Genomic DNA, 22,355 nt, shown 5'->3' on the forward strand with positions numbered 1-22,355 from the left:
TTAGAATGCGTATACCAAATTAACCGCAGCCTTGGTCGGCCCGACATAATTATGCGACTTACCCTCGTCTATCTTCTTGCCGCACGTGGCACAGGGATAACTGTCGTACTTGGTATATATGTAGCCGATACCGACCTCTGCCTCAAGGTTCCAGTGCCGGCTGAGTATCCATGCGTAGCCGTATGCTATGCCGGCACCTGCAAACCAGCCTTGAAACCGCTTGTCTGAAAGCCGCGAGAAGTCCGTACCGAGAAAGGATATGCTGTTTTTAATATGTCCCGCATTGTATTCGCCGCCAAGAGCATGGACACCGAAGAAATGCCCGGCGAAGCGGTCGCACAGCCAATACCGTGCCTCAGGCTGCACCAACCAGTGCTTCCATTTACGATCATGCGAAAGTGTCCATGCGTTGTAATTACCGGAGACATCCACTGTCCAGCGTGGAGCAAGCCCCACTTCCACACCGGCATTGGCGGTATATGCCGCAATGTCATAAAGTAAATTTGTCTTCAAAGCAACGTCTTGTCCAGCCGACTTCGATACGACAAACATCATGCCCAACGATAATAACATTATTTTAAGTCTGGCATTCATATCAAAAGAATTATTTTAATATATGTCGTTTAATTTTGTTTTGCCTTCTAAGTATACAAAGTACCCAAATCGTGATATAAAAATATCCTCAACTCGCTGTTATCCCTCCCTCACGATGAAAACACCGAGCCGGGAAACGGTCTTATATGTCTAACAAATCCACATCCCAAGACAGGATTTCCGATGCCCCACAAGGCGGAGCTATTTAAAAAGTTGTGCAAAATTAATTATCAGAAACAGAAAAACAAAGGGATAAAAAGTTATTTAACGTTAAAAACCACCCCCCCCGATTTTTAAAATACTGATTATCAACGAGTTGCCGAATTGTTAATAACCAATAAAATATATATAATTTAACATTTGTCCAACCATAACGGCCTAATAACCGGCATCAACACCAAAACACCCACGTGCCATGACTATATCCGGCCACAGAGCCGGAGACGCATAAAGAAGCAGCCCCGGACTCCTTTCGGATATACGGGGCTGCCTCTTCTATACGTGAAAACACTGTTGCCGTGCTCACATATCTTTACATTTCAATACTCGTCCTCGTTGAATAGAAAATCCTCTTTCGTGGGATAGTCGGGCCAGATGTCCTCTATACTTTCATATACATCACCTTCGTCTTCTATTTCTTGCAGATTTTCCAATACTTCGAGCGGTGCTCCCGAACGGGTAGCGTAGTCGATAAGCTCATCTTTCGTGGCGGGCCATGGCGCGTCTTCGAGCTTTGATGCTAATTCAAGTGTCCAATACATAGCGGTTAAATTTTATCAGTTTTGAATTCGTCGCAAAAGTAGTAATTTTCTTCTTAATCACAAGGAGTTGTCCACATTTTTTCACTTTTACCTGCCATAAAGTTTATTTTTTTAGCTAAAACAAACAAATAGTCTGACAGGCGGTTGACATACCGGCATATCTCGGGAGCCACTTCGGCCTGCGCGGCCAGCGCCACAATCTCGCGTTCGGCACGCCGGCACACCGTGCGGCATACATGTGCCGTGGCCGCGGCGACAGTACCGCCGGGCAGTATGAAGCCTGACACCTCGGGCACACAGGCAATCAGGGTGTCTATCTCCCTCTCCATGCGCTCCACCTCGCCCGCAGGCAGCTTCGCCGAGTCATATAGAGGCGTGCGGCTCCGGTCTGTGGCAAGATGCGTGCCAACGTTAAACAGACAACACTGTATGCGCTCTATCACTTCAATATCGTGGGCCGGGCCGCACTCCGGCCCGTGTGCTCCGGGCCGTGTATCCGGGCAGGCTTCCGCCTCGTGCGAAATATGAGCGGCGAGCAGCCCCAACTGCGAGTTAAGCTCGTCTACCGTGCCGTATGCGGCAAGGCGTATGTCGGCCTTGCTTATCCGTATTCCGCCGACAAGACTTGTCGCTCCCTCGTCGCCGGTTTTCGTATATACCTTTGTTATTTTCATCGTCTTGATATCCAAAATTCCTCGCCCCGCCGCCAAAAACCTGACAGCGGGGACTGTCAGAAGTTCACTATATAGTTATGCTTATATCTCTTCGTATCGAAAAAAGCGACTCCGGCATAATACAGGTCGAAAGTGACACCTACACGCCTGTCGGCCGCCACGGCACGCCAGAAACGGCGCGCGGCACGGCTGTCTTTTATCCCCGTGACCACGAGGACAGACCGCCCGGTCGTCTTCCCTACCGCATCGGCAAAAAGCCGCTCCCCGCCGGCCGTGGCCGGAACGACAATAAGATCTGCCGTATCCGCATCAGCGGCATCACTACGCACGGCGGCACGGCGGCAACCGGCACGCAGATAATCGGGCAGGCTGTCGGACACACATCCGTTCACAATCACGGAGGGTTGCAGAAAGTTGGCTATCCTCATGCAGAGGCGTCCCAGCTTCCTTTGCAGCCTGCCGTCGGCGGGATGACGTGCGGCAAGGTCGGCATAGGCATAATACGGATAATGCTCGTTCACCACATAGCGTATGAACGAGTAGTCTGTGGGCGACTGCACGCCAAATCCCCTGCACCGGCCTATGCGGCTGAGCCACACGAGCGCTTCTTTCAGTATATATATGCTTTCACTCACTATCATATTTTCATGACTTAAAACGCATTTTCGGCCGCTATATTGTGCCATGATGCCTTTATAATTGGATTGCGGCATCACCCGACGGCACGAAACCGGCTCTCAGCATGACGTAAGAAAGTAAATAAAATGTCACGGATTTAACACTTTGTTTTCCGTTGAAATAGAAAAACAATCCGATACGGAGCGCTATACACATCACGATAGAACGGCCGGCGCGGAATGAAAAACACGCCGTTTTTTCGCGACGGGGCGCTCTTTGGAATGCGTTTGGCGGTTAACCGCAAGACGTTTAGACGCTCGTCGCGCCGCAACGGGACGCTAAACGCAAGGTAACGGGATGCCCGTTGCGAAACGATGGCGGACCGTTTGGCTCCGCAGACATACGACACCAACATATCACACTGAGTATCAACCGGTTGCACCAAGCGGTAAAATACTGCGGTATTTTCGGCCCACGGGACTTTAATTTTGAAACGGGCGAGTTTTGAAAGGTGTTTTGTAAATATTATTCGCAGCCACGGGACGACAGACGTCAGACCGTGGTTTCAAGACCATCATACCCGTCACACAGTCTGTCACAAATATGAGCATTCAAGGCTGTCACACCCGCACACGGTGAAGAGTACATGCCGATCACATAAATAAATCACAACGCCATGTATTGTTTTAACGTAAAACAACGTTATAAATAATGTGGCGGCAAGCCACGATACAGAAACAGATAAACTTATAACCGATATAATGAAACTACTCTTTCACTTGGAATACCGCACGGTGTTCGGCGAGGAACTAACCCTGAACATCACCGACGGAGACGCCGGGACAGTGGCCGCACACGGCATGAGCACCACAGACGGCATGCACTGGACGTGCGAGATTACGGCCGACGCACGGCCTGGAACATACATGGACTATTTCTATGCCGTATGCCGTGAAGGCTGCATGGTGCGCAAGGAATGGCCGGTGGAGCGTCACCGGGTTGAGTTTGCCGGCGCGGAAGTCACACGGTACACGATGTACGACAACTGGACAGACACGCCCGACGACGCATACATGTACAGCGCTGCCTTTACCGACTGCGTGGAGGCTCGCAAGCGGGACACAAGCGCCGCTACGGAATTCGCGGCCACGCTGCGCATCAAGGTGCGGGCACCGCAACTGCGACAGGGCGAGCGGCTGGCCGTTACCGGCAACGACGCGGCTATGGGCGGCTGGCGGCCCGAAGAGGCCATAATGATGAAAGAGCATGGAGTCCACGAGTGGGTGGCGGTTATCGACGCGGCCGCACTCGGCAGACAAGAGACTGAGTTCAAGTTTGTAACCATTGATGACATAGACGGTTCGACGGCATGGGAGACCGGTAGCAACAGGCGCATCGCCATACCCACCGTAAAGGAGGGTGAAACGGTTGTACTGGAACTGCCGCAGGCACGGTTTGACCGGGCACCGTGGAGAGCGGCCGGAACGGTAATCCCGATATTCTCGCTGCGTTCGGAAGGCAGCTTCGGAGTGGGCGACTTCGGCGACCTCAGACTGATGACAGACTGGGCTGACATGACGGGACAGCGGGTGATACAGGTGCTGCCGATAAACGACACCGGCATGACACACACATGGACAGACTCTTATCCCTACAACAGCATAAGCATATACGCGCTGCACCCGCAGTATACCGACTTCCGCCGGCTGCCCGCCCTGAAAGACGAAGCGCGGCGGAAACACTTCGAGAGATTGCGGAGGGAACTGAACGCGCTGCCGCAGATAGACTATGAACGGGTGAACAGGGCGAAAACGGAATATCTGCGCGAACTGTTCGCACAGGAGGGTGCCACGGTGATGATGTCGGCGGAGTTCAAGACGTTCTTCGACGCCAACAGGGAGTGGCTGGTACCCTACGCGGCGTTCTGCCATTACCGCGACATGTACGGCACGGCGACATTCGGCGAGTGGCCCGACCACAAGACACTGACCGACGATGAGCGTGAGCGGATGGGAAACCGTGGCACGACGGAATACAAAGAGGTGGCTTTCTGGTATTTCGTACAGTTCAATCTCGACACCCAGATGCGTGAAGTACATGAGTACGCACGCAGCAAACGGGTGATACTCAAAGGCGACATACCCATCGGCATCAGCCGGGACGGAGTGGAAGCGTGGGTGGAACCGAGATACTTCAACATGGACGGACAGGCCGGAGCGCCACCGGACGCTTTCTCGGCAAACGGCCAGAACTGGGGTTTCCCGACATATAACTGGGACGAGATGACGGCCGACGGATGCCGGTGGTGGGTGCGCCGGTTCACAAAGATGGCGCAATACTTCGACGCCTACCGAATAGACCACGTGCTGGGCTTTTTCAGGATATGGGAAATCCCGTCGCACTCGGTACACGGACTGCTCGGACAGTTTGCGCCGTCGCTCGGAATGACGCGGGGCGAGATTGAGGCATACGGACTGCCATTCAACGAAAAGCACTTCACCGAGCCGTTCATATCCGACCGTGCGATAGAGCAGTCGTTCGGCGACAAGGCCCCGGAAGTGAAAGCGAAATATCTCGAACACTGCCATGGCGACATGTGGAGGATGAGACCCGAATACGACACACAGCGCAAAGTGGAAGCCGCCTTCAAGGGCATGACGGCACCGGCGGACACACAACTGCGTGACGGGCTGTACGCACTGATCAGTGATGTGCTCTTCGTGCGGGACCATAATGACAACGACAAATTTCACCCGCGCATCGGGGTACAGGGCGACTTCGTATACGAAACGTTATGTGACGAAGACAGGCACGCTTTCAACCGCCTTTACAACGACTATTTCTACCGTAGGAACAACTCTTTCTGGCACGACGAGGCGATGAAGAAGCTGCCACTGCTTATCCAGGCCACCCGTATGCTCGTATGCGCGGAAGATCTCGGGATGGTGCCCGCCTGCGTGCCGGGAGTGATGAACGAGCTGCGCATTTTGAGCCTTGAAATACAGTCGATGCCGAAAACGGAGGGCTTACGGTTCGGCGATCTGAGCCAAAACCCGTATCGCTCGGTATGCACTTTCAGCACGCACGACATGCCGACACTGCGCCAATGGTGGGACGAGGACGAACAACGGGCACGCGAATACTTCAACACCGTGCTACACAAGGCCGGCGACGCCCCGCATCCTCTGCCCGGATGGCTGGCCGAGGACATTGTTGACAGACAGCTCGCAAGTCCATCCATGCTATGCCTTCTGTCGCTCCAAGACTGGCTCGCCACAGATGAAAAACTGCGGCTGCCCGACAAAGACGCTGAGCGCATCAACATTCCGGCAAACCCACGCCACTATTGGAGATACCGCATGCACCTCACCATAGAGCAACTCATGGAGGCAGACGGGTTCAACAGCAAGACAAAGAGCATGATAATAGAAAGCGGAAGATAATAAAAGTTAAAAGGTGGAAAAGTAGAAAGGTGGAAAAGTAGAAAGGGGAAAACATTGCGGAAAAACGGAAAGCGCTTAATAAAAGCGCCGACGGCATATCCATGAGCAATAAAACAAGATTCTATAATCCATAATTCCGTTCCTACAAGACCGATAAACAATAAATAAAAAAGGTGGAGAAAACGACCAAGCCGTTATTCCCCACCTTTTAATTAATATCATCGCGTATTCCGCAATGTCTTACCCTTTCTACTTTTCCACCTTTTTACTTTTTTACCTTTAAATCATCCGTAAACGATGTTTCCGTTCTCGTCTTCGTAAGGCGCAAGGTCTTTGGCATACTGGTTCATGGCACGCAGACTCATACCCATCGACGAAAAACCACCGTCGTGGAAGAGGTTCTGCATCGTGACTTTACGCGTGAAGTCGGAGAACATCATGACGCAATACTCTGCGCACTCTTCTGCCGAAGCGTTGCCGAGAGGCGACATTTTGCTTGCGAAGTCCATCAGGTTGTCCATATCCTTTATGCCTTTACCGGCAGTTGTAGGTGTGGGCGACTGTGAAATGGTGTTCACACGTACATTTTTCTCACGACCATAGATATATCCGAAACTGCGGGCGATACTTTCGAGCATGCTCTTTGCGTCGGCCATGTCGTTGTAGCCGAAGAACGTGCGCTGCGAAGCAACGTATGTGAGAGCCACTACCGAGCCGTAATCAGCTATGGCATCTTGCTTCTTCGCCACTTGGAGCATCTTGTGGAATGATATGGCCGAGATGTCGAGTGTCTTCTGAAGATAACCATAGTCAAGGTCATCATAGGTGCGGTGTTTGCGCACGTTGGGGCTCATACCGATGGAATGGAGCACAAAATCTATCTTTCCGCCGAGCAGTTCCACCGACTCGCGGAACACCTTGTCCAAATCTTCCACGCTCGTGGCATCGGCAGGGATAACGGGGGCGTTCAACTGCTTGCTCAGTTCGTCCAGTTCTCCCATACGGAGTGCCATCGGAGTGTTGCTCAACGTGATTGTAGCTCCCTCCTCAACTGCTTTCACTGCCACTTTCCATGCTATGGACTCGGCATTGAGCGCGCCGAAGATTATGCCGCGCTTTCCTTTCAATAAATTGTGAGTCATCTTTATTTTTGTTTGTTTCAGTTGGCAAAAGTACAACTTTTACGTAAAACAGACAAATTCTTTGGAGAAAAAGATGAGTATCGGCTATATCGCACAGTACGGGACATCAGTCTTCGAGAGAGTATGTCACAGTAGTTACGACACGCAGTTTCTTGATGTACGGCGTATTGGAGTCACGGTCTGAGATGGAGAACTGGCCCTGATCGGCGGTCATAATCTTTCCTGGGCGGCTATTGCTGTTCTCGGCAAACTGCTCTGCCGTCTTCTCGGCGTTGCGTATGGCCTCCTGCATCATCTTCGGTTTCATCTTCTGGAACGACACATACTCATACTCCACGCTGCCGGCGTATGCGTCTACCACGGCCACTCCCTGCTTCAAAAGCTCACCCTGGCGGGCTATTATCGAGCGCACGCGCTTGACATTGCGCGACGTAACGGTGATTGTAGATGTTATGATGTAACGGTACCTGTGCCGGTCGGCATTATACTGATCGGCTTTGAGGTCGGTGACGAGCGGCGCGTTCACGCTTATCTCGCTCTCCGCTATTCCATTACGGCGCAGAAACGTTTTCACCTTGGCCGTGGTCTCGCTGATCTTGTCGTACAGAGCGGGCAGGTCATCACCCAACTCCTTGGTCTGTATAGGCCATGTCACCTTGTCGGCCGCCACCTCTTTCTCGGCAAGTCCCTTCACTGTAACCTTGCGGTCTTTATTTACAAAATCGTCTATTCCCCCTTTTATGCACAGGCCGAGACCTATGATTCCGATGGCTATGATAGCCGCTTCCTTAATTCTGTTCATGGTTTTATGTATTACTTGGTTTTTATTTCGATGTAAATATACGACTTGTTGCGCCGGCTGACGATGCCACCGCCTGATATTTATGCTTAATTAACAGACCGGGCGCGTATTTCATTTATCTTAGCAGGGAAAAGGCACACGACAACAAACCGCGTCCCAAAAGTTTTCCATCAAACTTTTGGGACGCGGTTCAATTGTGACGTCACGTGTTTTTACCTTACTTACACTTAGACCTTTTTTTACCGTCGGACTATTTTACGCTGCCAACCTTGATGAGGTACTCGGCTATCTGCACGGCATTAAGCGCGGCACCCTTGCGTATCTGATCGCCACTGAGCCAGAAAGTAAGCCCGCAATCATCGGCAAGGTCCTGACGCACACGACCCACGTAGATATCGTCCTTGCCGGCAGTGTCGAGCGGCATCGGGTATACGAGGTTGTCGGGGTCGTCCTGAAGCGTCACACCGGGGGCGGCGGCAAGAGCCTCACGGGCCTGCTCCACCGTCACGGGACTTTCGGTCTCTATCCATACCGACTCCGAATGGGCACGGAGCGACGACACTCGCACGCACATCGCCGAGCACTTCACGTCGCTGTGCATTATCTTGCGGGTCTCGTTAAACATCTTCATCTCCTCTTTCGTGTATCCGTTGGGCTGGAACACGTCTATCTGGGGTATCACGTTATACGCCAGCTGATGCGGGAACTTGCTGACTGTCACCGGCCGGCCGGCGATAATCTCGCCATACTGCCGCTGCAACTCGGCCATGGCAGCCGCTCCGGCACCGCTGGCACTCTGGTAGCTTGCCACGTGTATGCGACGGATATGGCTTAGCCGCTCTATCGGCTGCAGTACTACCACCATCATGATTGTGGTGCAGTTGGGGTTGGCGATAATGCCACGGGGACGGTTGAGGGCGTCGGCGGCATTGCACTCGGGCACAACGAGAGGCACATCATCGTCCATACGGAACGCACTCGAATTGTCGATCATCACCGCACCGTATCTGGTTATGTCGTCGGCAAACTCTTTCGACGTGCCTGCTCCGGCAGAAGTAAAGGCTATGTCAATATCCTTGAAATCATCGCCGTGCTTCAAAAGCTTCACTTCATACTCCTTGCCGCGGAACGTGTATCTGGTACCGGCGCTGCGCCCGGATCCGAACAAGACGAGGTCGTCCATAGGGAAATCTCTCTCTGCGAGCACACGCAGGAACTCCTGTCCTACCGCTCCGCTCGCTCCAACTATTGCTACTCTCATTGGTATTTTTATATTAATATGTAAAATTTATCTCTCAATGACTGTGCAAAATTACAACTTTTGAGGTAAATCGAGCCTATATATGATATTTTTTTTGCAACTTTGCACCCGAATTGTAAACCAATGAATAACCATGCCAGATATATCCAGTTATTTCCCGATAACAGACCCGACGCTGATATTTCTTGTCGTGCTGTCTATCATACTCTTCGCACCATTCATCATGTCACGTTTCCGCATCCCGCACATCATCGGGATGGTACTCGCCGGCACGCTCGTGGGGCAGTATGGGCTGAACATTCTTGAACGGGACTCGTCGTTCGAGCTGTTCGGCAAGGTGGGATTGCTGTACATCATGTTTCTGGCCGGCCTCGAAATGAACCTCAAAGACATCATGCAGAAGAAGACGCGCTTTGTGGTTTTCGGATTGCTGACGTTTATATTGCCTTTCGTTCTCGGCTATTTCACGGGCATCTCGCTGCTGGGCTACTCGCCGATGGCATCGCTGCTGCTCTCGTGCATACTGGCATCCAACACGCTGATAGCCTATCCGATAGTGCTGAAATACGGTCTTCAAAAACATCCCGCCGTGGCGCTCAGCGTAGGCTCGTCGATGATAGCCCTGTCGCTGTCACTGCTGCTGCTTGCCGCCATAGTGGGAGTGAACGAAGGTGAGGCGGGCATCACATTCTGGATAGCGTTCGCAGCCAAGGTGGCGGTATTCTGCATCGGACTGACTTTCATAATCCCGAGAATAACACGGTGGTTTTTCCGCCGCTGCGCCGACTCGGTGATGCTGTATATATACGTGCTGCTGGTGTTGTTTTTCAGTGCCGCGATGTCTGAGTTCTGTGGTCTGGAAGGCATCTTCGGAGCTTTCCTTGCCGGACTGACGCTCAACAGGTTCATACCCGGCGTATCACCGCTGATGAACAGGATCGAGTTTATCGGCAATGCCCTGTTCATACCATATTTCCTCATCGGTGTGGGAATGCTGATCGACATAGGGGTGCTCTTTCACAGTTTAGGCACGCTGTGGGTGGTGTTCTGCATAGTGGCAGTGGGCACGCTGGGCAAGGCCGCCGCCGCATACGTGTCGTGCCTCGGCTTCAAGTTGCCGCTGCTGTCGGGACACATGATGTTCGGACTCACCGAAGCGCACGCCGCCGGCAGTATAGCCATGACGATGGTGGGAATGAACCTGAAAATGCCGGACGGCACATATCTCGTGGACTCGGGAATGCTGAACGGCGTGGTGATGATGATTCTCTTCACGTGCATCATAAGTTCGGTTATGGTGGAAGGCTCGGCACGGAGCATACTGCTGAAAGAGAAAATGCAGCCTGACGGCAACAAGGAGCAGGGAGACGACGAGAAAATACTGCTGCCGCTGCAACACGAGGAAGACGCGCAAGGACTGGTGAGCATGGCCATCATAATGCGCAACAAGAAGCTGAACCGCGGCCTGGTGGGCCTGAACGTGGTATACGATGACATATACAGCAGCCGCAACCGCAACGCCGGACGAAAAATTCTCGAAATGGCGGAAGCCACGGCCATAGCCGCCGACGTGAGGATGCAGACACAGAGCAGGCTTGCCATCAACATCGCCAACGGGATAAAGCACGCGTTCAAGGAAAACGACGCATCTGAAATAATAATGGGACTTCACAGGCTGACAAGTCCGGGAGACACTTTCTGGGGAGCGTATACACAAGGACTCATCAGCGAGATAAACAACCAGATAATGATTTGCCGGCTGACAGCCCCTATAAGCACCTTGCGGCGCATACACGTGGCCGTGCCGTCGAGAGTGGAGTTTGAACCGGGCTTCTACCGGTGGACAGAGCGGCTCGCCAGACTTACAGACGCCCTCGGTTGCCGCATCATCTTCCACGGCAGGGAGAACACTACAACGCTCATAGCTGAATATTTACGCAACAGGTATCCCGAGGTAAGGGCTGAATACATGCTTATGCAGCACTGGAAAGAGTTTACCGGACTGTCGAGAACAGTGGCCGACGATCACCTGCTTGTAGTGATAACGGCACGCCCCGGCACGGTGTCTTACAAACCGGCATTCGAGCATTTGCCTGAAGAACTGACCGACAACTTTTCCGGTTGCAGTCTGATGATTGTATATCCCGACCAAAACGGACAGCCGCAGGATGCAATGACATTCACCGCTCCGCAACGCCAGGAACAGGAAAGCGCATACTCCACTATCATGAAACTGTTTCAGAAGAAGTAGTAAAGGAAGGAGATGGGAAGTAAGGAGATGGGAAGTAAGGAAGAAGGAGATGAGAAAAAAACACATGCTGTTGTAATGTCACTATAACCTACCAACCCAATAACACCTACCCGACAACTGCTCCACATACCCGCCATAAGAAAATCCCTTCTACGATATTAACATCCTCTGCCACCCTATCATTAAGAAAACATTTCCATAAAAGAAATTCCCGTCCGCACATATCCCCGCATGCCACAACAATAGTTTTCAATAAAAAAAACATCATTTACAAATCAACGAAACGCATAAAATATTATGATAACGATAAAAGGAATAAAAAAGAGTTTCGGCACGCTCGAAGTATTGAAAGGAATAGACCTTGAAATAAACAAAGGCGAAGTGGTGAGCATCGTCGGACCGAGCGGAGCCGGAAAGACCACACTTTTGCAGATAATGGGCACACTCGACAAAGCCGACAGCGGCTCGGTGATAATCGACGGTGTGGACATAGGCAGCCTCAACGCAAACAAAATGGCTGAGTTCAGAAACCTCAACATCGGCTTCGTATTCCAGTTTCATCAGCTGCTGCCCGAGTTTACGGCACTCGAAAACATAATGATTCCCGCATATATAGCAGGTAAACCGACCAAAGAGGCCAGACAAAGAGCAAAGGAACTGCTGGAATTCATGGGGCTGGCAGACCGTGCCGACCACAAGCCTGGACAGCTGTCGGGCGGAGAAAAGCAGCGGGTGGCGGTGGCACGGGCTCTTGTCAACAACCCGGCCGTGATATTGGCAGACGAGCCTTCGGGCAGTCTCGACTCTCAAAACAAAACCGAGCTGCACAGGCTTTTCTTCGAACTGCGCGACAAGTTCGGGCAGACTTTCGTCATAGTGACACACGATGAACAACTCGCGGCGACCACTGACCGAACAATAAAAATGCGCGACGGACTGCTTGACACTGACGCCGACACGGGCACGGCAGAGGAAACATCTACCAACGCCGGATCGGAAAGCCCGGCATATTCCACAGAGGACATCACTTCCACTGCCCCGACGGCATCAGCCACCATAATAAACCAAATAAAAGAAGACGACAAATGAACAGAATAAAATTAGGCGACTACAACAAACTGACCATCGTAAAATCGGTGGATTTCGGACTCTATCTCGACGGTGGAGACGAAGGAGAGATACTATTGCCGACACGTTATGTACCGAAAGGCGCCAAAACAGGCGATGAGATAGACGTATTCATCTATCTCGACCAAGACGAGCGCCTCATAGCAACCACCCAGCAGCCATTGGCCAAGGTGGGAGAATTTGCGCATCTCGAAGTGGCCTGGGTCAACGAATACGGCGCGTTTCTCAACTGGGGATTGATGAAAGACCTTTTCTGCCCGTTCCGCGAGCAGAAAAAGCGTATGGTTACAGGCTCGTCGTATATAGTATATGTGACGGTAGACGAGGACAGTTACAGACTGATGGCGACCGCAAAGGTTGACCGGTATCTGGATAATGAACGCCCGTTGTATCGACATAATGACGAGGTCGATTTACTCGTGTGGCAGAAAACAGAACTCGGATTTAAGGTTATAGTGGACAATAAGTTTTCGGGACTGGTATATGATGACCGCATCTTCCGACCGCTGACCACAGGCGACCGGCTGAAAGGCTATATCGACCACGTTCGTCAGGACGGGAAAATAGATATTGTGCTACAGCCTACCGGGCACCGGCACACAGAAGAGTTTGCCGAGACGCTGCTACGGTATCTACAAGAGAACAACGGACACTGCGAACTGGGAGACAAAAGCCCTGCAGAACTGATTGCCGACCGCTTTAAAGTGAGTAAGAAAGCATATAAAAAAGCTATCGGCGACCTGTACCGCAAAAGACTGATAAGCATCGATGAAAACGGGATCACATTGGTGTGATACCACGTACGGCATCATAACACAAATCAAGCGGCGCGAGGACTTTCGTTCTCGCGCCGCTTGATTTTATAAGATTAACCTTTTATACTATTATCCCTAATCTCCTCTTTGACATTGGCGATTAGAACTCTGCCGTCTTCGGTGTTCTCGGGAACGGGATGACATCGCGTATGTTCTGCATTCCGGTGACGAAGAGTATCAGACGCTCGAAACCGAGACCGAAACCGCCGTGCGGGCATGTTCCATACTTACGTGTATCAAGATACCACCACATATCCTTCATCGGAATATTGCGCTCTTCTATCTCGCCGATCAGCTTGTCATAGTTCTCCTCACGCACGCTGCCGCCTATTATCTCGCCAATCTGCGGGAAAAGCACATCGGTGCCTTGAACGGTGCGCCCGTCTTCGTTTATCTTCATATAGAACGCCTTTATCTCCTTCGGATAGTCGGTCATGATTACCGGTTTCTTGAAATACTCCTCTACAAGATAACGCTCATGCTCACTCGCCAAGTCCATACCCCAGCTTACAGGGAATTCGAACTTGCGTCCATTTGCCACCGCTTCTTCAAGTATCCTGATACCCTCGGTATACGGCAGTCGCTCAAACGAGCCTGAAACGACTGATTTCAAACGCTCTATCAGCGTCTTGTCCACCATCTTGTTCAGGAAGTCAAGATCGTCGGCACAGTTGTCCAACGCCCATTGCACACAGTATTTGATAAAATCTTCTTCAAGATCCATCAAATCTTTGAGATCTATGAAGGCAACTTCGGGTTCAATCATCCAGAACTCAGCAAGGTGACGCGGCGTGTTACTGTTCTCCGCACGGAACGTCGGGCCGAAAGTATAGATTGCTCCGAGCGCAGTTGCGCCAAGCTCACCTTCGAGCTGTCCGCTGACCGTCAGTGACGCCTGCTTGCCGAAGAAGTCATCATCATACGTTATCTTTCCCTCTTCATCCTTTTTAAGGTCATACAGGTTTTTCGTCGTCACCTGAAACATCTGCCCCGCTCCCTCGCAGTCGCTGGCAGTGATGAGCGGTGTATGGAAGTAGAAGAAACCGTGATCGTGGAAATACTTATGTATGGCAATGGCCATATTGTGACGTATTCTCATCACGGCGCCGAACGTATTGGTACGCAAACGCATGTGGGCGTGCTGCCGCATGTATTCGAAACTCTGTCCTTTCTTCTGCATCGGATAGTCGCTTCCGCAAAGTCCGTATACTTCAATCTCGGCGCACTGTATCTCTACAGTCTGTCCTGCACCCATGCTCTCCACCAGCGTACCTGTCGCACTGATGCACGAGCCGGTAGTTATCTGTTTCAAGGTCTCCTCATCAAACTTGGCGGGGTCTACCACCACCTGCACGTTCTTTATCGTCGAGCCGTCGTTGAGGGCGATGAAGTCCACCGCTTTGCTGCTGCGATGGGTACGCACCCAACCTTTCACATTGACGGTGGCACCGAAGTCGGTGAGCCTCAATACGTCAACAACTTTTGTCCTTTCCATAATTCCTTGTCTTTTACGTTTATTCGTAAGCACCCATGCGCAGGCGGTTTACCTCCTCTTCAGTAAGGTATCGCCAGTCGCCTCGGCGCAGATTCTTCTTTGTCAGTCCAGCAAATAACACCCGGTCGAGCTTCGTCACCTTATAACCGAGATGTTCGAAGATACGGCGCACGATACGGTTCTTGCCGCTGTGTATTTCTATTCCCACTTGTTTCTTGTCCACCGGATCGGCATATTCCACCGCATCAGCCTTTATATCACCGTCTTCAAGAGTGATACCGTCGCGTATCTGCTGCAAGTCATGGGCAGTGACGTTCTTGTCGAGATATACGTGATATACTTTCTTCTTCAAGAACTTGGGATGTGTGAGTTTGCTGGCCAGATCGCCGTCGTTTGTGAGCAACAGCACACCGGTGGTGTTGCGGTCCAGGCGTCCCACAGGATAAATACGTTCCGTACATGCGTCTTTCACAAGATCCATCACCGTCTTGCGCTGCTGCGGGTCATCGCTCGTGGTCACGTGATCTTTGGGCTTGTTGAGAAGCACATAAACTTTCTTCTCCAACGACACCGGCTGCTCATGAAACATGACACTATCAGTACGCATAACCTTGGTGCCCAACTCTGTCACCACCTCTCCGTTTACCTTCACCACACCAGCCTGTATGAACTCATCGGCCTCTCTACGGCTGCACACTCCCGCATTGGCAAGATATTTGTTGAGACGTATCGGCTCGTTTGGATCATAGTGTTCCTCCCTATACTCAATACGCTTCTTCATGCTGTACTTTGCATGCGGGTCGTAGTCGGCAGTGCGCTGACGATAGCCGCCACGCTGCTGCCCATAACCTCCTCGGTTGTTATATCCTCCACGGGGCTGGAAACCGCCATGCTCGCCATCACCGCCATTGTTGAAGCGGGGGCGATACGAGGGACGTTCCTGATTATAGCCGCCACGATTGCCACCGTAGTTGCTACGGGGCTGATAGCCGCCCTGCTCACCGTCGCCGCCATTATTGAAACGTGGACGATACGAGGGACGTTCCTGATTGTAGCCGACATGGTTGCCACCGTAGTTGTTACGTGGCTGATAGCCGCCCTGCTCACCGTCGCCGCCATTATTGAAACGTGGACGATACGAGGGGCGTTCCTGGTTGTAGCCGCCACGATTGCCACCGTAGTTGTTACGTGGCTGACGGTATTCGCCGTCATTATTATTGTAACGCGGACGATAAGGGCGCTGCTGCGTACTTTGCAGCCCCGCTCCGAATCCTTCGGGCCGGAAACCGCCTTCATCGTTGTCGCTGTTGTTATACCTTGAATAGCCGCCGCGCCTGTCTTGGTTGTAAGGACGCGACTGATTGATGCGGGGACGCGGCGAGCGTCCTGCACTTCGATAATTCTGATAACCGTCCGAAGACTCTGATGAACGGTAACCCTCACGGCCGCCGGCTTTCTGCTCTGCGGACATTTCCTCTTGTCTCTTTTCGTTTTCTAATTCCATTGTTTACTTGATTGTTAAATATAGGGTCTCACGACCCGGGTTGATTATTTGCTGTTTATATTCCTGTGTATGTATGCGGGGTGATGGCCATCAACTCGGCTTTCACGCTCTCGCTCACGTTCAGTTCCTGAATAAATCGGTGTATTGTCTCTTCTGTCATCTTCTCATTCGTGCGGGTAAGCGCTTTCAGCGCCTCATAGGGGTTCGGATAAGCCTCACGGCGCAACACAGTCTGTATGGCCTCAGCCACCACAGCCCACGTGTCGTCAAGGTCTGCGCTGATTTTCTCTTCGTTGAGAATAAGCTTGCGAAGCCCTTTCAGGGTACTTTGCATCGCTATCAGTCCATGCCCCATCGGCACACCTACATTACGCAGTACGGTAGAGTCCGTCAGGTCGCGTTGCAGACGGCTCACAGGCAACTTCTGCGCCAAGAATTGCAGAATGGCGTTCGCCATGCCGAGATTGCCCTCGCTATTCTCGAAATCTATCGGGTTTACCTTGTGGGGCATGGCGCTCGAACCTACCTCTCCCGCCTTTATCTTCTGCTTGAAATACTCCATTGAGATATACATCCATATATCCCGGTCGAGGTCTATTATAATTGTATTTATACGACGCATTGCATCGAACAGCGCGCCCATATAGTCATAATTGCTTATCTGGGTGGTATACTGCTCGCGCACAAGGCCGAGCTTGCCGCTGACAAAATCATTGCCGAACGCGCGCCAGTCATACTGCGGATATGCCACACGGTGGGCATTGTAGTTGCCCGTTGCCCCGCCGAACTTGGCCGTTACGGGCACCGCTTTCAGCTGTCCAAGCTGCTCTTCGAGACGGTATGCGAATACCATAATCTCTTTGCCGAGACGTGTTGGAGATGCCGGCTGACCGTGGGTCTTGGCAAGCATGGACACGTCTTTCCACTCCTCGGCATAGCTTCGCAATTGTGCGATAAGCTCCTCTATCACGGGACAGTACACATCATCAAGTGCCTCTTTAACAGACAAGGGGACACTTGTATTGTTGATATCCTGTGATGTGAGTCCGAAGTGTATGAACTCTTTGTATTCATCGAAACCGCCGATAGCGTCAAGCTGCTCTTTTATGAAATATTCCACAGCCTTCACATCGTGGTTTGTCACTTTCTCTATGTCTTTAACACGTTGAGCGTCTGTTGTCGTAAAATTGCGGTATATATCGCGAAGACGCCCGAACAACTCATGGTCGAAACCTTCCAGTTGTGGCAATGGAAGCTCGCAGAGGGTTATGAAATATTCTATCTCCACACGAACGCGGTAGCGGATGAGGGCATATTCGGAAAAATACTCCGCCAGCGGCTCCGTCTTGCCTCTGTAACGCCCGTCGATGGGCGATACGGCTGTCAACAAATTTAAGTCCATATACTTGCTATAAATACTATTCAGACCGCAAAGTTAAGCATTAAATTCGACTTAACAGCAAAACTATCCGCCAAAATTACATATCATATATATAAAAACATCCCGCAGCCTGAAATCAGACTGCGGGATCAACGTTGTGGGCGCTGAGGGATTCGAACCCCCGACCCTCTGCTTGTAAGGCAGATGCTCTAAACCAGCTGAGCTAAGCGCCCTTACTTGTCGTAAGCGGTTGCAAAGGTAATATGTTTTTCCGAAACCGCCAAACATTTTCGTGAAAATTTTCAATCACGGCATATAAAAGCCGTTTTTTTCGTAATCTTCAAGGCAAAAAAAATCCCAAACATACAAAGAAGACACAAACAAACACTAAACCGTACACATACGGAAAGCTGTATGCCAACATACTGAAAACACAACGTATATGCACAATCTTGCAAGCTTGACTTCCCTGGCAGACCTCAACACCCTGAAATTGAAATACGCACACTCCATAGATACGACTGCCCATACTAAAGGAACAAACATTATGGCCGCTATCGGCTCAATAAAGAAAAGAATCCGACAAGCGCGCCTGTTTCATGCTTGAAAGAGCAAGGGGGCATATCGTGCGCGACAACATAGGCACTACCTGTCCCAACATGCGCAAATGTTTTTTCAACAAGTTACCATTAATACATACCAAAACGTACCCGACACATCCAAGTTCGCCAAAGAGAAGACATCAACACCCCCTCACAGCATGTTAAACGCACGTCAACCACCGTCCAGCTGCAACACACCGGATTACCGAGAACATAAAGCAGTAGGCTCCTTTCTACAAAAAAACGTTTTCCAATAACTCCTCTTCATCCACCACCCACCCGCCAACCTGACAGATAACGACTATAAGCACTGTATTTCACCAACCGCACAATCAAAACACTCCATCATCCAAACACAATCACGACAAATTGTTAAATTTATGTAATTGTTAGGCTTTTACACCTTTTATCTATAATTTTGCACCTCAAATTTGCACATATATAAATAAAAATAAAAGCAAAAAGATGAATATTTCATTTGAAAACCCCGACAAGATCAACGGTCTGATGACCATGACTTTCGAGAAAGAAGACTATCAGACAGAGGTAGACAAAACACTGAAAGACTATCGCAAAAAGGCCAACATACCGGGATTCCGCCCGGGTCAGGTTCCGATGGGACTGGTTAAGCGTCAGTTCGGCACATCCGTGAAAGTGGATGTAATCAACAAGATGCTCGGAGAGAAACTCTATGAGTATGTGCGCGAGAACAAAATCCAGATGCTCGGCGACCCGCTGCCGAGCGACAAGCAGAAAGAGCTTGACTTCGAGAAAGGCGAGACATTCGAGTTTGTGTTTGACATCGCCGTGGCTCCTGAGTTCAAGGCCGACCTGACTGCCGACGACAGCATCGACTATTACGACATCGACGTGGACGACGAGCTGGTAAACCGCCAAATCGAAATGTTCCAGTCTCGTGCCGGACACTATGACAAGGTAGAAAAATACGATGCCGCACAGAACGACATGCTCAAAGGAGACCTCCGCGAGCTTGACGCCGACGGCAGCACAAAAGAAGGCGGTATCACGGTAGAAGGCGCCGTCATCATGCCCGAGTATATCAAGGTAGACGAACAGAAGGCCCTCTTCAACGACGCGGCCTTAGGCAGCATCATCACTTTCAATCCCCGCAAGGCCTATGAAAGCGACACCGAGCTGGCCGCCCTGCTAAAGGTGGAGAAAGACGTTGCCGCTGCGGCAACCACAGACTTCACATACCAGGTGACAGAGGTTTCACGCTTCGTGAAAAGCGAAATCAACCAGGAACTGTTCGATTCGGTATACGGCAAGGATACCGTGAAAGACGAGGCTGAGTTCCGCGGCAAGATAGCAGAGGGAATCAAGGCGCAGCTTGCCACAGACACAGACTACAAGTTCCTGCTCGACGTACGCGCTTACCTGGAGAACAAGGCTGGAGAACTGCAGTTCCCCGACGCGCTGCTCAAACGTATCATGCTCAACAACAATAAGGACAAGGGCGAGAAGTTCGTTGAGGACAACTATGAAGCAAGCGTAAAGGAGTTGAAATGGCATCTCATCAAAGAACAGCTCGTGGCCGCCAATCAGATCAAGATCGACGACAACGACATCAAAAACGTAGCCAAGGAGACCGCCCGCATACAGTTTGCCCAGTATGGCATGTCGAACGTTCCGGAGGAATATCTCGACAACTACGCCACCGAGATGCTCAAAGACCGCAAGAACGTGGACAGCCTTGTAGACCGCGCCATCGACATCAAACTCATCGGCGCTCTCAAAAACGTTGTCAAACTGAACAACAAACAGGTATCACTCGATGATTTCAACAAGATGATGCAGGAAAAATAAAGCGCACCATCAAAAATAATCTCATATTTTAAGGAGGTTATCGACTTTTTTTATTAATTTTGTTCCTACGAACAAAGATAAAAGGTCGATAACCTTCTTTGTTTTTTACCGAAACAAAGCAAAGATATAAAGATATTATGAACGATTTCAGAAAATATGCGACGAAGCATTTAGGCATCAACGGATTGGTGCTTGACGAGGTCGTAAGCTCCCAGGCTCAATACCTCAACCCGTACATCCTTGAAGAGCGCCAGCTCAACGTCACGCAGATGGACGTGTTCTCACGACTGATGATGGACCGCATCATCTTCCTCGGCACACAGATAGACGACTACACCGCCAACACGTTGCAGGCACAGTTGCTATACCTCGACTCGGTAGACCCGGCGAAAGACATATCCATATATATAAACTCTCCCGGCGGCAGCGTCACGGCCGGACTGGGCATTTACGACACGATGCAGTTCATATCGAGCGACGTGGCCACAATATGCACAGGCATGGCGGCGTCCATGGCGGCGGTATTGCTCGTAGCCGGAGCTGAAGGCAAACGCTCGGCACTGACCCACAGCCGTGTGATGATCCACCAGCCGCTCGGCGGAGTGCAAGGCCAGGCATCCGACATAGAAATCGAGGCAAAGGAGATAATGAAGTTCAAGAAAGAGCTTTACACCATCATCGCCGACCACTCACACACACCCTACGAGAAGGTGTGGAACGACTCCGACCGCAACTATTGGATGACGGCCGACGAGGCAAAGGAGTACGGCATGATAGACAATGTATTGACAAGGAAGAAGCAATAATCACCGATGAAGAAAGAATGCAGCTTCTGCGGCAGGAGCGAGAAAGAAGTAAGCCTGCTCATCACCGGCCTAAACGGCTATATCTGCGAAGATTGCGCCATGCAGGCATACCAGATTGTAGAGACAGCCGGACTGGCGGAAGAGCCGGAGAAGAAAGAAGAGAAGTTCAAGATAAAGAAAGTGCCCAAGCCAAAGGAGATAAAGCAGTATCTCGACGAGTATATCATAGGCCAGGACGAAGCCAAACGCACGCTTTCCGTGGCCGTGTACAATCACTACAAACGACTCAAGCAACCCGAAGACACCGACGGGGTTGAGATTGAAAAGAGCAACATCATAATGGTGGGAAGCACCGGAACGGGCAAGACCCTGCTGGCGCGAACCATTGCCAAACTGCTCGATGTACCGTTCACTATTGTGGACGCCACGGTATTCACCGAGGCCGGATACGTTGGCGAGGACGTGGAGAGCATCTTGTCACGCCTCCTGCAGGTGGCCGACTATAATGTGGCGGCAGCCGAGCGCGGCATCGTATTCATAGACGAGATAGACAAGATCGCAAGAAAGAGCGACAATCCTTCAATCACACGGGACGTGAGCGGAGAGGGAGTGCAGCAGGGACTGCTCAAACTGCTCGAGGGAACAATGGTCAACGTACCTCCGAAGGGCGGGCGGAAACATCCTGACCAGGACTATATCCATGTGGATACGAGAAACATTCTCTTCATCTGCGGAGGAGCGTTCGACGGCATCGAGCGCAAGATCGCCCAGCGGATGAATACCCATGTGGTGGGATACAACTCGGTGCAGAACGTGCGCAACATAGACAAGGAGGATCTCATGCGCTATATACTGCCGCAAGACCTCAAATCGTTCGGCCTCATCCCCGAGATAATAGGACGTCTGCCGGTGCTCACCTATCTCAATCCGCTCGACAAAGAGGCATTGAAGAAAATACTTTCGGAACCCAAGAACTCGATAATAAAACAATACATAAAACTCTTCGAGATGGACGGCATCGCCCTGACATTCAGCGAAGAGGCTTTGGCGCTGATAGTAGACAAGGCCGTGGAATACAAGCTCGGTGCCCGCGGACTGCGCTCTATCGTGGAAAGCATCATGACAGACGCCATGTTCGAGGCTCCCTCCAAACGCGCCAAGACTTTCGACGTATCACTAGAATACGCTCAGGCACAACTCGAAAAATCACATCTGAGCAGAGGTGACCAATAACCTAAAACCTAACCATAA

Annotated in this window: 17 protein-coding genes and 1 tRNA gene; 7 read left to right on the forward strand and 11 right to left on the reverse strand. The window is 51.2% G+C overall.

Features of this window, described 5'->3' with window-relative positions; translation table 11 throughout:
* The 4 genes from HPS53_RS07775 to HPS53_RS07790 all read right to left on the reverse strand — a co-directional run bounded on the left by HPS53_RS07775 (position 1) and on the right by HPS53_RS07790 (position 2,670).
* On the reverse strand, positions 1-573 hold the full coding sequence (locus HPS53_RS07775) for a DUF3575 domain-containing protein (RefSeq protein ID WP_371410494.1): 573 nt from the start codon (positions 571-573) through the stop codon (positions 1-3).
* 560 nt (positions 574-1,133) lie between these two features.
* On the reverse strand, positions 1,134-1,355 hold the full coding sequence (locus HPS53_RS07780) for a DUF2795 domain-containing protein (protein ID WP_004342485.1): 222 nt from the start codon (positions 1,353-1,355) through the stop codon (positions 1,134-1,136).
* Between the two features lie 53 nt (positions 1,356-1,408).
* A complete protein-coding gene (locus tag HPS53_RS07785; RefSeq protein WP_172205501.1) occupies positions 1,409-2,029 on the reverse strand; it encodes a cob(I)yrinic acid a,c-diamide adenosyltransferase in 621 nt (206 codons plus the stop codon).
* A 56-nt stretch (positions 2,030-2,085) separates the two neighbouring features.
* Positions 2,086-2,670 (reverse strand): hypothetical protein, encoded by a 585-nt coding sequence (locus HPS53_RS07790; protein WP_104368747.1) that lies wholly within the window; start codon positions 2,668-2,670, stop codon positions 2,086-2,088.
* A 738-nt stretch (positions 2,671-3,408) separates the two neighbouring features.
* Here HPS53_RS07790 and HPS53_RS07795 point away from each other — a divergent pair.
* The gene (locus HPS53_RS07795) at positions 3,409-6,090 is read left to right on the forward strand and encodes a 4-alpha-glucanotransferase (protein WP_172205502.1); all 2,682 of its coding nucleotides are present in this window, start codon (positions 3,409-3,411) and stop codon (positions 6,088-6,090) included.
* Between the two features lie 284 nt (positions 6,091-6,374).
* Here HPS53_RS07795 and HPS53_RS07800 read toward each other — a convergent pair whose 3' ends face one another.
* The 3 genes from HPS53_RS07800 to HPS53_RS07810 form a co-directional block, all read right to left on the reverse strand.
* Positions 6,375-7,232, reverse strand: a complete 858-nt coding sequence (locus HPS53_RS07800; RefSeq protein WP_172205503.1) for an enoyl-ACP reductase — start codon at positions 7,230-7,232, stop codon at positions 6,375-6,377.
* A gap of 106 nt (positions 7,233-7,338) precedes the next feature.
* Positions 7,339-8,034, reverse strand: coding sequence for an SIMPL domain-containing protein (locus HPS53_RS07805; protein WP_104368560.1), 696 nt, complete (start codon positions 8,032-8,034; stop codon positions 7,339-7,341).
* Positions 8,035-8,284: 250 nt separating this feature from the next.
* Complete coding sequence (locus HPS53_RS07810; RefSeq protein ID WP_172205505.1) at positions 8,285-9,295, reverse strand: aspartate-semialdehyde dehydrogenase; 1,011 nt, start codon at positions 9,293-9,295, stop codon at positions 8,285-8,287.
* Positions 9,296-9,428: 133 nt separating this feature from the next.
* Between HPS53_RS07810 and HPS53_RS07815 the strand changes: the two genes are divergently transcribed.
* The 3 genes from HPS53_RS07815 to HPS53_RS07825 all read left to right on the forward strand — a co-directional run bounded on the left by HPS53_RS07815 (position 9,429) and on the right by HPS53_RS07825 (position 13,468).
* On the forward strand, positions 9,429-11,546 hold the full coding sequence (locus HPS53_RS07815) for a cation:proton antiporter (RefSeq protein ID WP_104368826.1): 2,118 nt from the start codon (positions 9,429-9,431) through the stop codon (positions 11,544-11,546).
* 297 nt (positions 11,547-11,843) lie between these two features.
* Positions 11,844-12,635: an ABC transporter ATP-binding protein gene (locus HPS53_RS07820; RefSeq protein WP_104368827.1), complete on the forward strand. Its 792-nt coding sequence runs from the start codon at positions 11,844-11,846 to the stop codon at positions 12,633-12,635.
* Complete coding sequence (locus tag HPS53_RS07825) at positions 12,632-13,468, forward strand: S1 RNA-binding domain-containing protein (RefSeq protein WP_104368828.1); 837 nt, start codon at positions 12,632-12,634, stop codon at positions 13,466-13,468. The genes HPS53_RS07820 and HPS53_RS07825 overlap by 4 nt, the downstream gene beginning before the upstream one ends.
* 121 nt (positions 13,469-13,589) lie before the next feature.
* Here HPS53_RS07825 and asnS read toward each other — a convergent pair whose 3' ends face one another.
* The 4 genes from asnS to HPS53_RS07845 all read right to left on the reverse strand — a co-directional run bounded on the left by asnS (position 13,590) and on the right by HPS53_RS07845 (position 18,102).
* Positions 13,590-14,984, reverse strand: coding sequence for an asparagine--tRNA ligase (gene asnS / locus HPS53_RS07830; protein WP_104368829.1), 1,395 nt, complete (start codon positions 14,982-14,984; stop codon positions 13,590-13,592).
* Positions 14,985-15,003: 19 nt separating this feature from the next.
* The gene (locus tag HPS53_RS07835; protein ID WP_172205507.1) at positions 15,004-16,488 is read right to left on the reverse strand and encodes a pseudouridine synthase; all 1,485 of its coding nucleotides are present in this window, start codon (positions 16,486-16,488) and stop codon (positions 15,004-15,006) included.
* Positions 16,489-16,543: 55 nt separating this feature from the next.
* Positions 16,544-17,890 (reverse strand): adenylosuccinate lyase, encoded by a 1,347-nt coding sequence (gene purB / locus HPS53_RS07840; RefSeq protein WP_172205509.1) that lies wholly within the window; start codon positions 17,888-17,890, stop codon positions 16,544-16,546.
* A gap of 137 nt (positions 17,891-18,027) precedes the next feature.
* Positions 18,028-18,102: transfer RNA gene (locus HPS53_RS07845), tRNA-Val, on the reverse strand.
* Between the two features lie 834 nt (positions 18,103-18,936).
* On the opposite strand from HPS53_RS07845, the gene tig reads away from it, so the two are divergent.
* The 3 genes from tig (at position 18,937) to clpX (ending at position 22,337) form a co-directional block, all read left to right on the forward strand.
* Positions 18,937-20,298 carry a trigger factor gene (gene tig, locus HPS53_RS07850; RefSeq protein WP_104369183.1) on the forward strand — a complete coding sequence of 454 codons (1,362 nt, stop codon included), beginning with the start codon at positions 18,937-18,939 and terminating at the stop codon, positions 20,296-20,298.
* A gap of 137 nt (positions 20,299-20,435) precedes the next feature.
* Positions 20,436-21,104, forward strand: a complete 669-nt coding sequence (gene clpP / locus HPS53_RS07855) for an ATP-dependent Clp endopeptidase proteolytic subunit ClpP (RefSeq protein ID WP_104369182.1) — start codon at positions 20,436-20,438, stop codon at positions 21,102-21,104.
* Positions 21,105-21,110: 6 nt separating this feature from the next.
* Complete coding sequence (gene clpX / locus HPS53_RS07860; RefSeq protein WP_104369181.1) at positions 21,111-22,337, forward strand: ATP-dependent Clp protease ATP-binding subunit ClpX; 1,227 nt, start codon at positions 21,111-21,113, stop codon at positions 22,335-22,337.
* Positions 22,338-22,355 lie beyond the last annotated feature (18 nt).

Source organism: Prevotella sp. PTAC, assembly GCF_013166535.1.
GTDB lineage: Bacteria > Bacteroidota > Bacteroidia > Bacteroidales > Bacteroidaceae > Prevotella.

Bases quoted from the DNA above. Each gene is read 5' to 3' on its own strand.
- HPS53_RS07775 (WP_371410494.1), bottom strand. From the start codon at position 573: ATGTTATTATCGTTGGGCATGATGTTTGTCGTATCGAAGTCGGCTGGA.
- HPS53_RS07780 (WP_004342485.1), bottom strand. From the start codon at position 1,355: ATGTATTGGACACTTGAATTAGCATCAAAGCTCGAAGACGCGCCATGG.
- HPS53_RS07785 (WP_172205501.1), bottom strand. From the start codon at position 2,029: ATGAAAATAACAAAGGTATATACGAAAACCGGCGACGAGGGAGCGACA.
- HPS53_RS07790 (WP_104368747.1), bottom strand. From the start codon at position 2,670: ATGATAGTGAGTGAAAGCATATATATACTGAAAGAAGCGCTCGTGTGG.
- HPS53_RS07795 (WP_172205502.1), top strand. From the start codon at position 3,409: ATGAAACTACTCTTTCACTTGGAATACCGCACGGTGTTCGGCGAGGAA.
- HPS53_RS07800 (WP_172205503.1), bottom strand. From the start codon at position 7,232: ATGACTCACAATTTATTGAAAGGAAAGCGCGGCATAATCTTCGGCGCG.
- HPS53_RS07805 (WP_104368560.1), bottom strand. From the start codon at position 8,034: ATGAACAGAATTAAGGAAGCGGCTATCATAGCCATCGGAATCATAGGT.
- HPS53_RS07810 (WP_172205505.1), bottom strand. From the start codon at position 9,295: ATGAGAGTAGCAATAGTTGGAGCGAGCGGAGCGGTAGGACAGGAGTTC.
- HPS53_RS07815 (WP_104368826.1), top strand. From the start codon at position 9,429: ATGCCAGATATATCCAGTTATTTCCCGATAACAGACCCGACGCTGATA.
- HPS53_RS07820 (WP_104368827.1), top strand. From the start codon at position 11,844: ATGATAACGATAAAAGGAATAAAAAAGAGTTTCGGCACGCTCGAAGTA.
- HPS53_RS07825 (WP_104368828.1), top strand. From the start codon at position 12,632: ATGAACAGAATAAAATTAGGCGACTACAACAAACTGACCATCGTAAAA.
- asnS (WP_104368829.1), bottom strand. From the start codon at position 14,984: ATGGAAAGGACAAAAGTTGTTGACGTATTGAGGCTCACCGACTTCGGT.
- HPS53_RS07835 (WP_172205507.1), bottom strand. From the start codon at position 16,488: ATGGAATTAGAAAACGAAAAGAGACAAGAGGAAATGTCCGCAGAGCAG.
- purB (WP_172205509.1), bottom strand. From the start codon at position 17,890: ATGGACTTAAATTTGTTGACAGCCGTATCGCCCATCGACGGGCGTTAC.
- tig (WP_104369183.1), top strand. From the start codon at position 18,937: ATGAATATTTCATTTGAAAACCCCGACAAGATCAACGGTCTGATGACC.
- clpP (WP_104369182.1), top strand. From the start codon at position 20,436: ATGAACGATTTCAGAAAATATGCGACGAAGCATTTAGGCATCAACGGA.
- clpX (WP_104369181.1), top strand. From the start codon at position 21,111: ATGAAGAAAGAATGCAGCTTCTGCGGCAGGAGCGAGAAAGAAGTAAGC.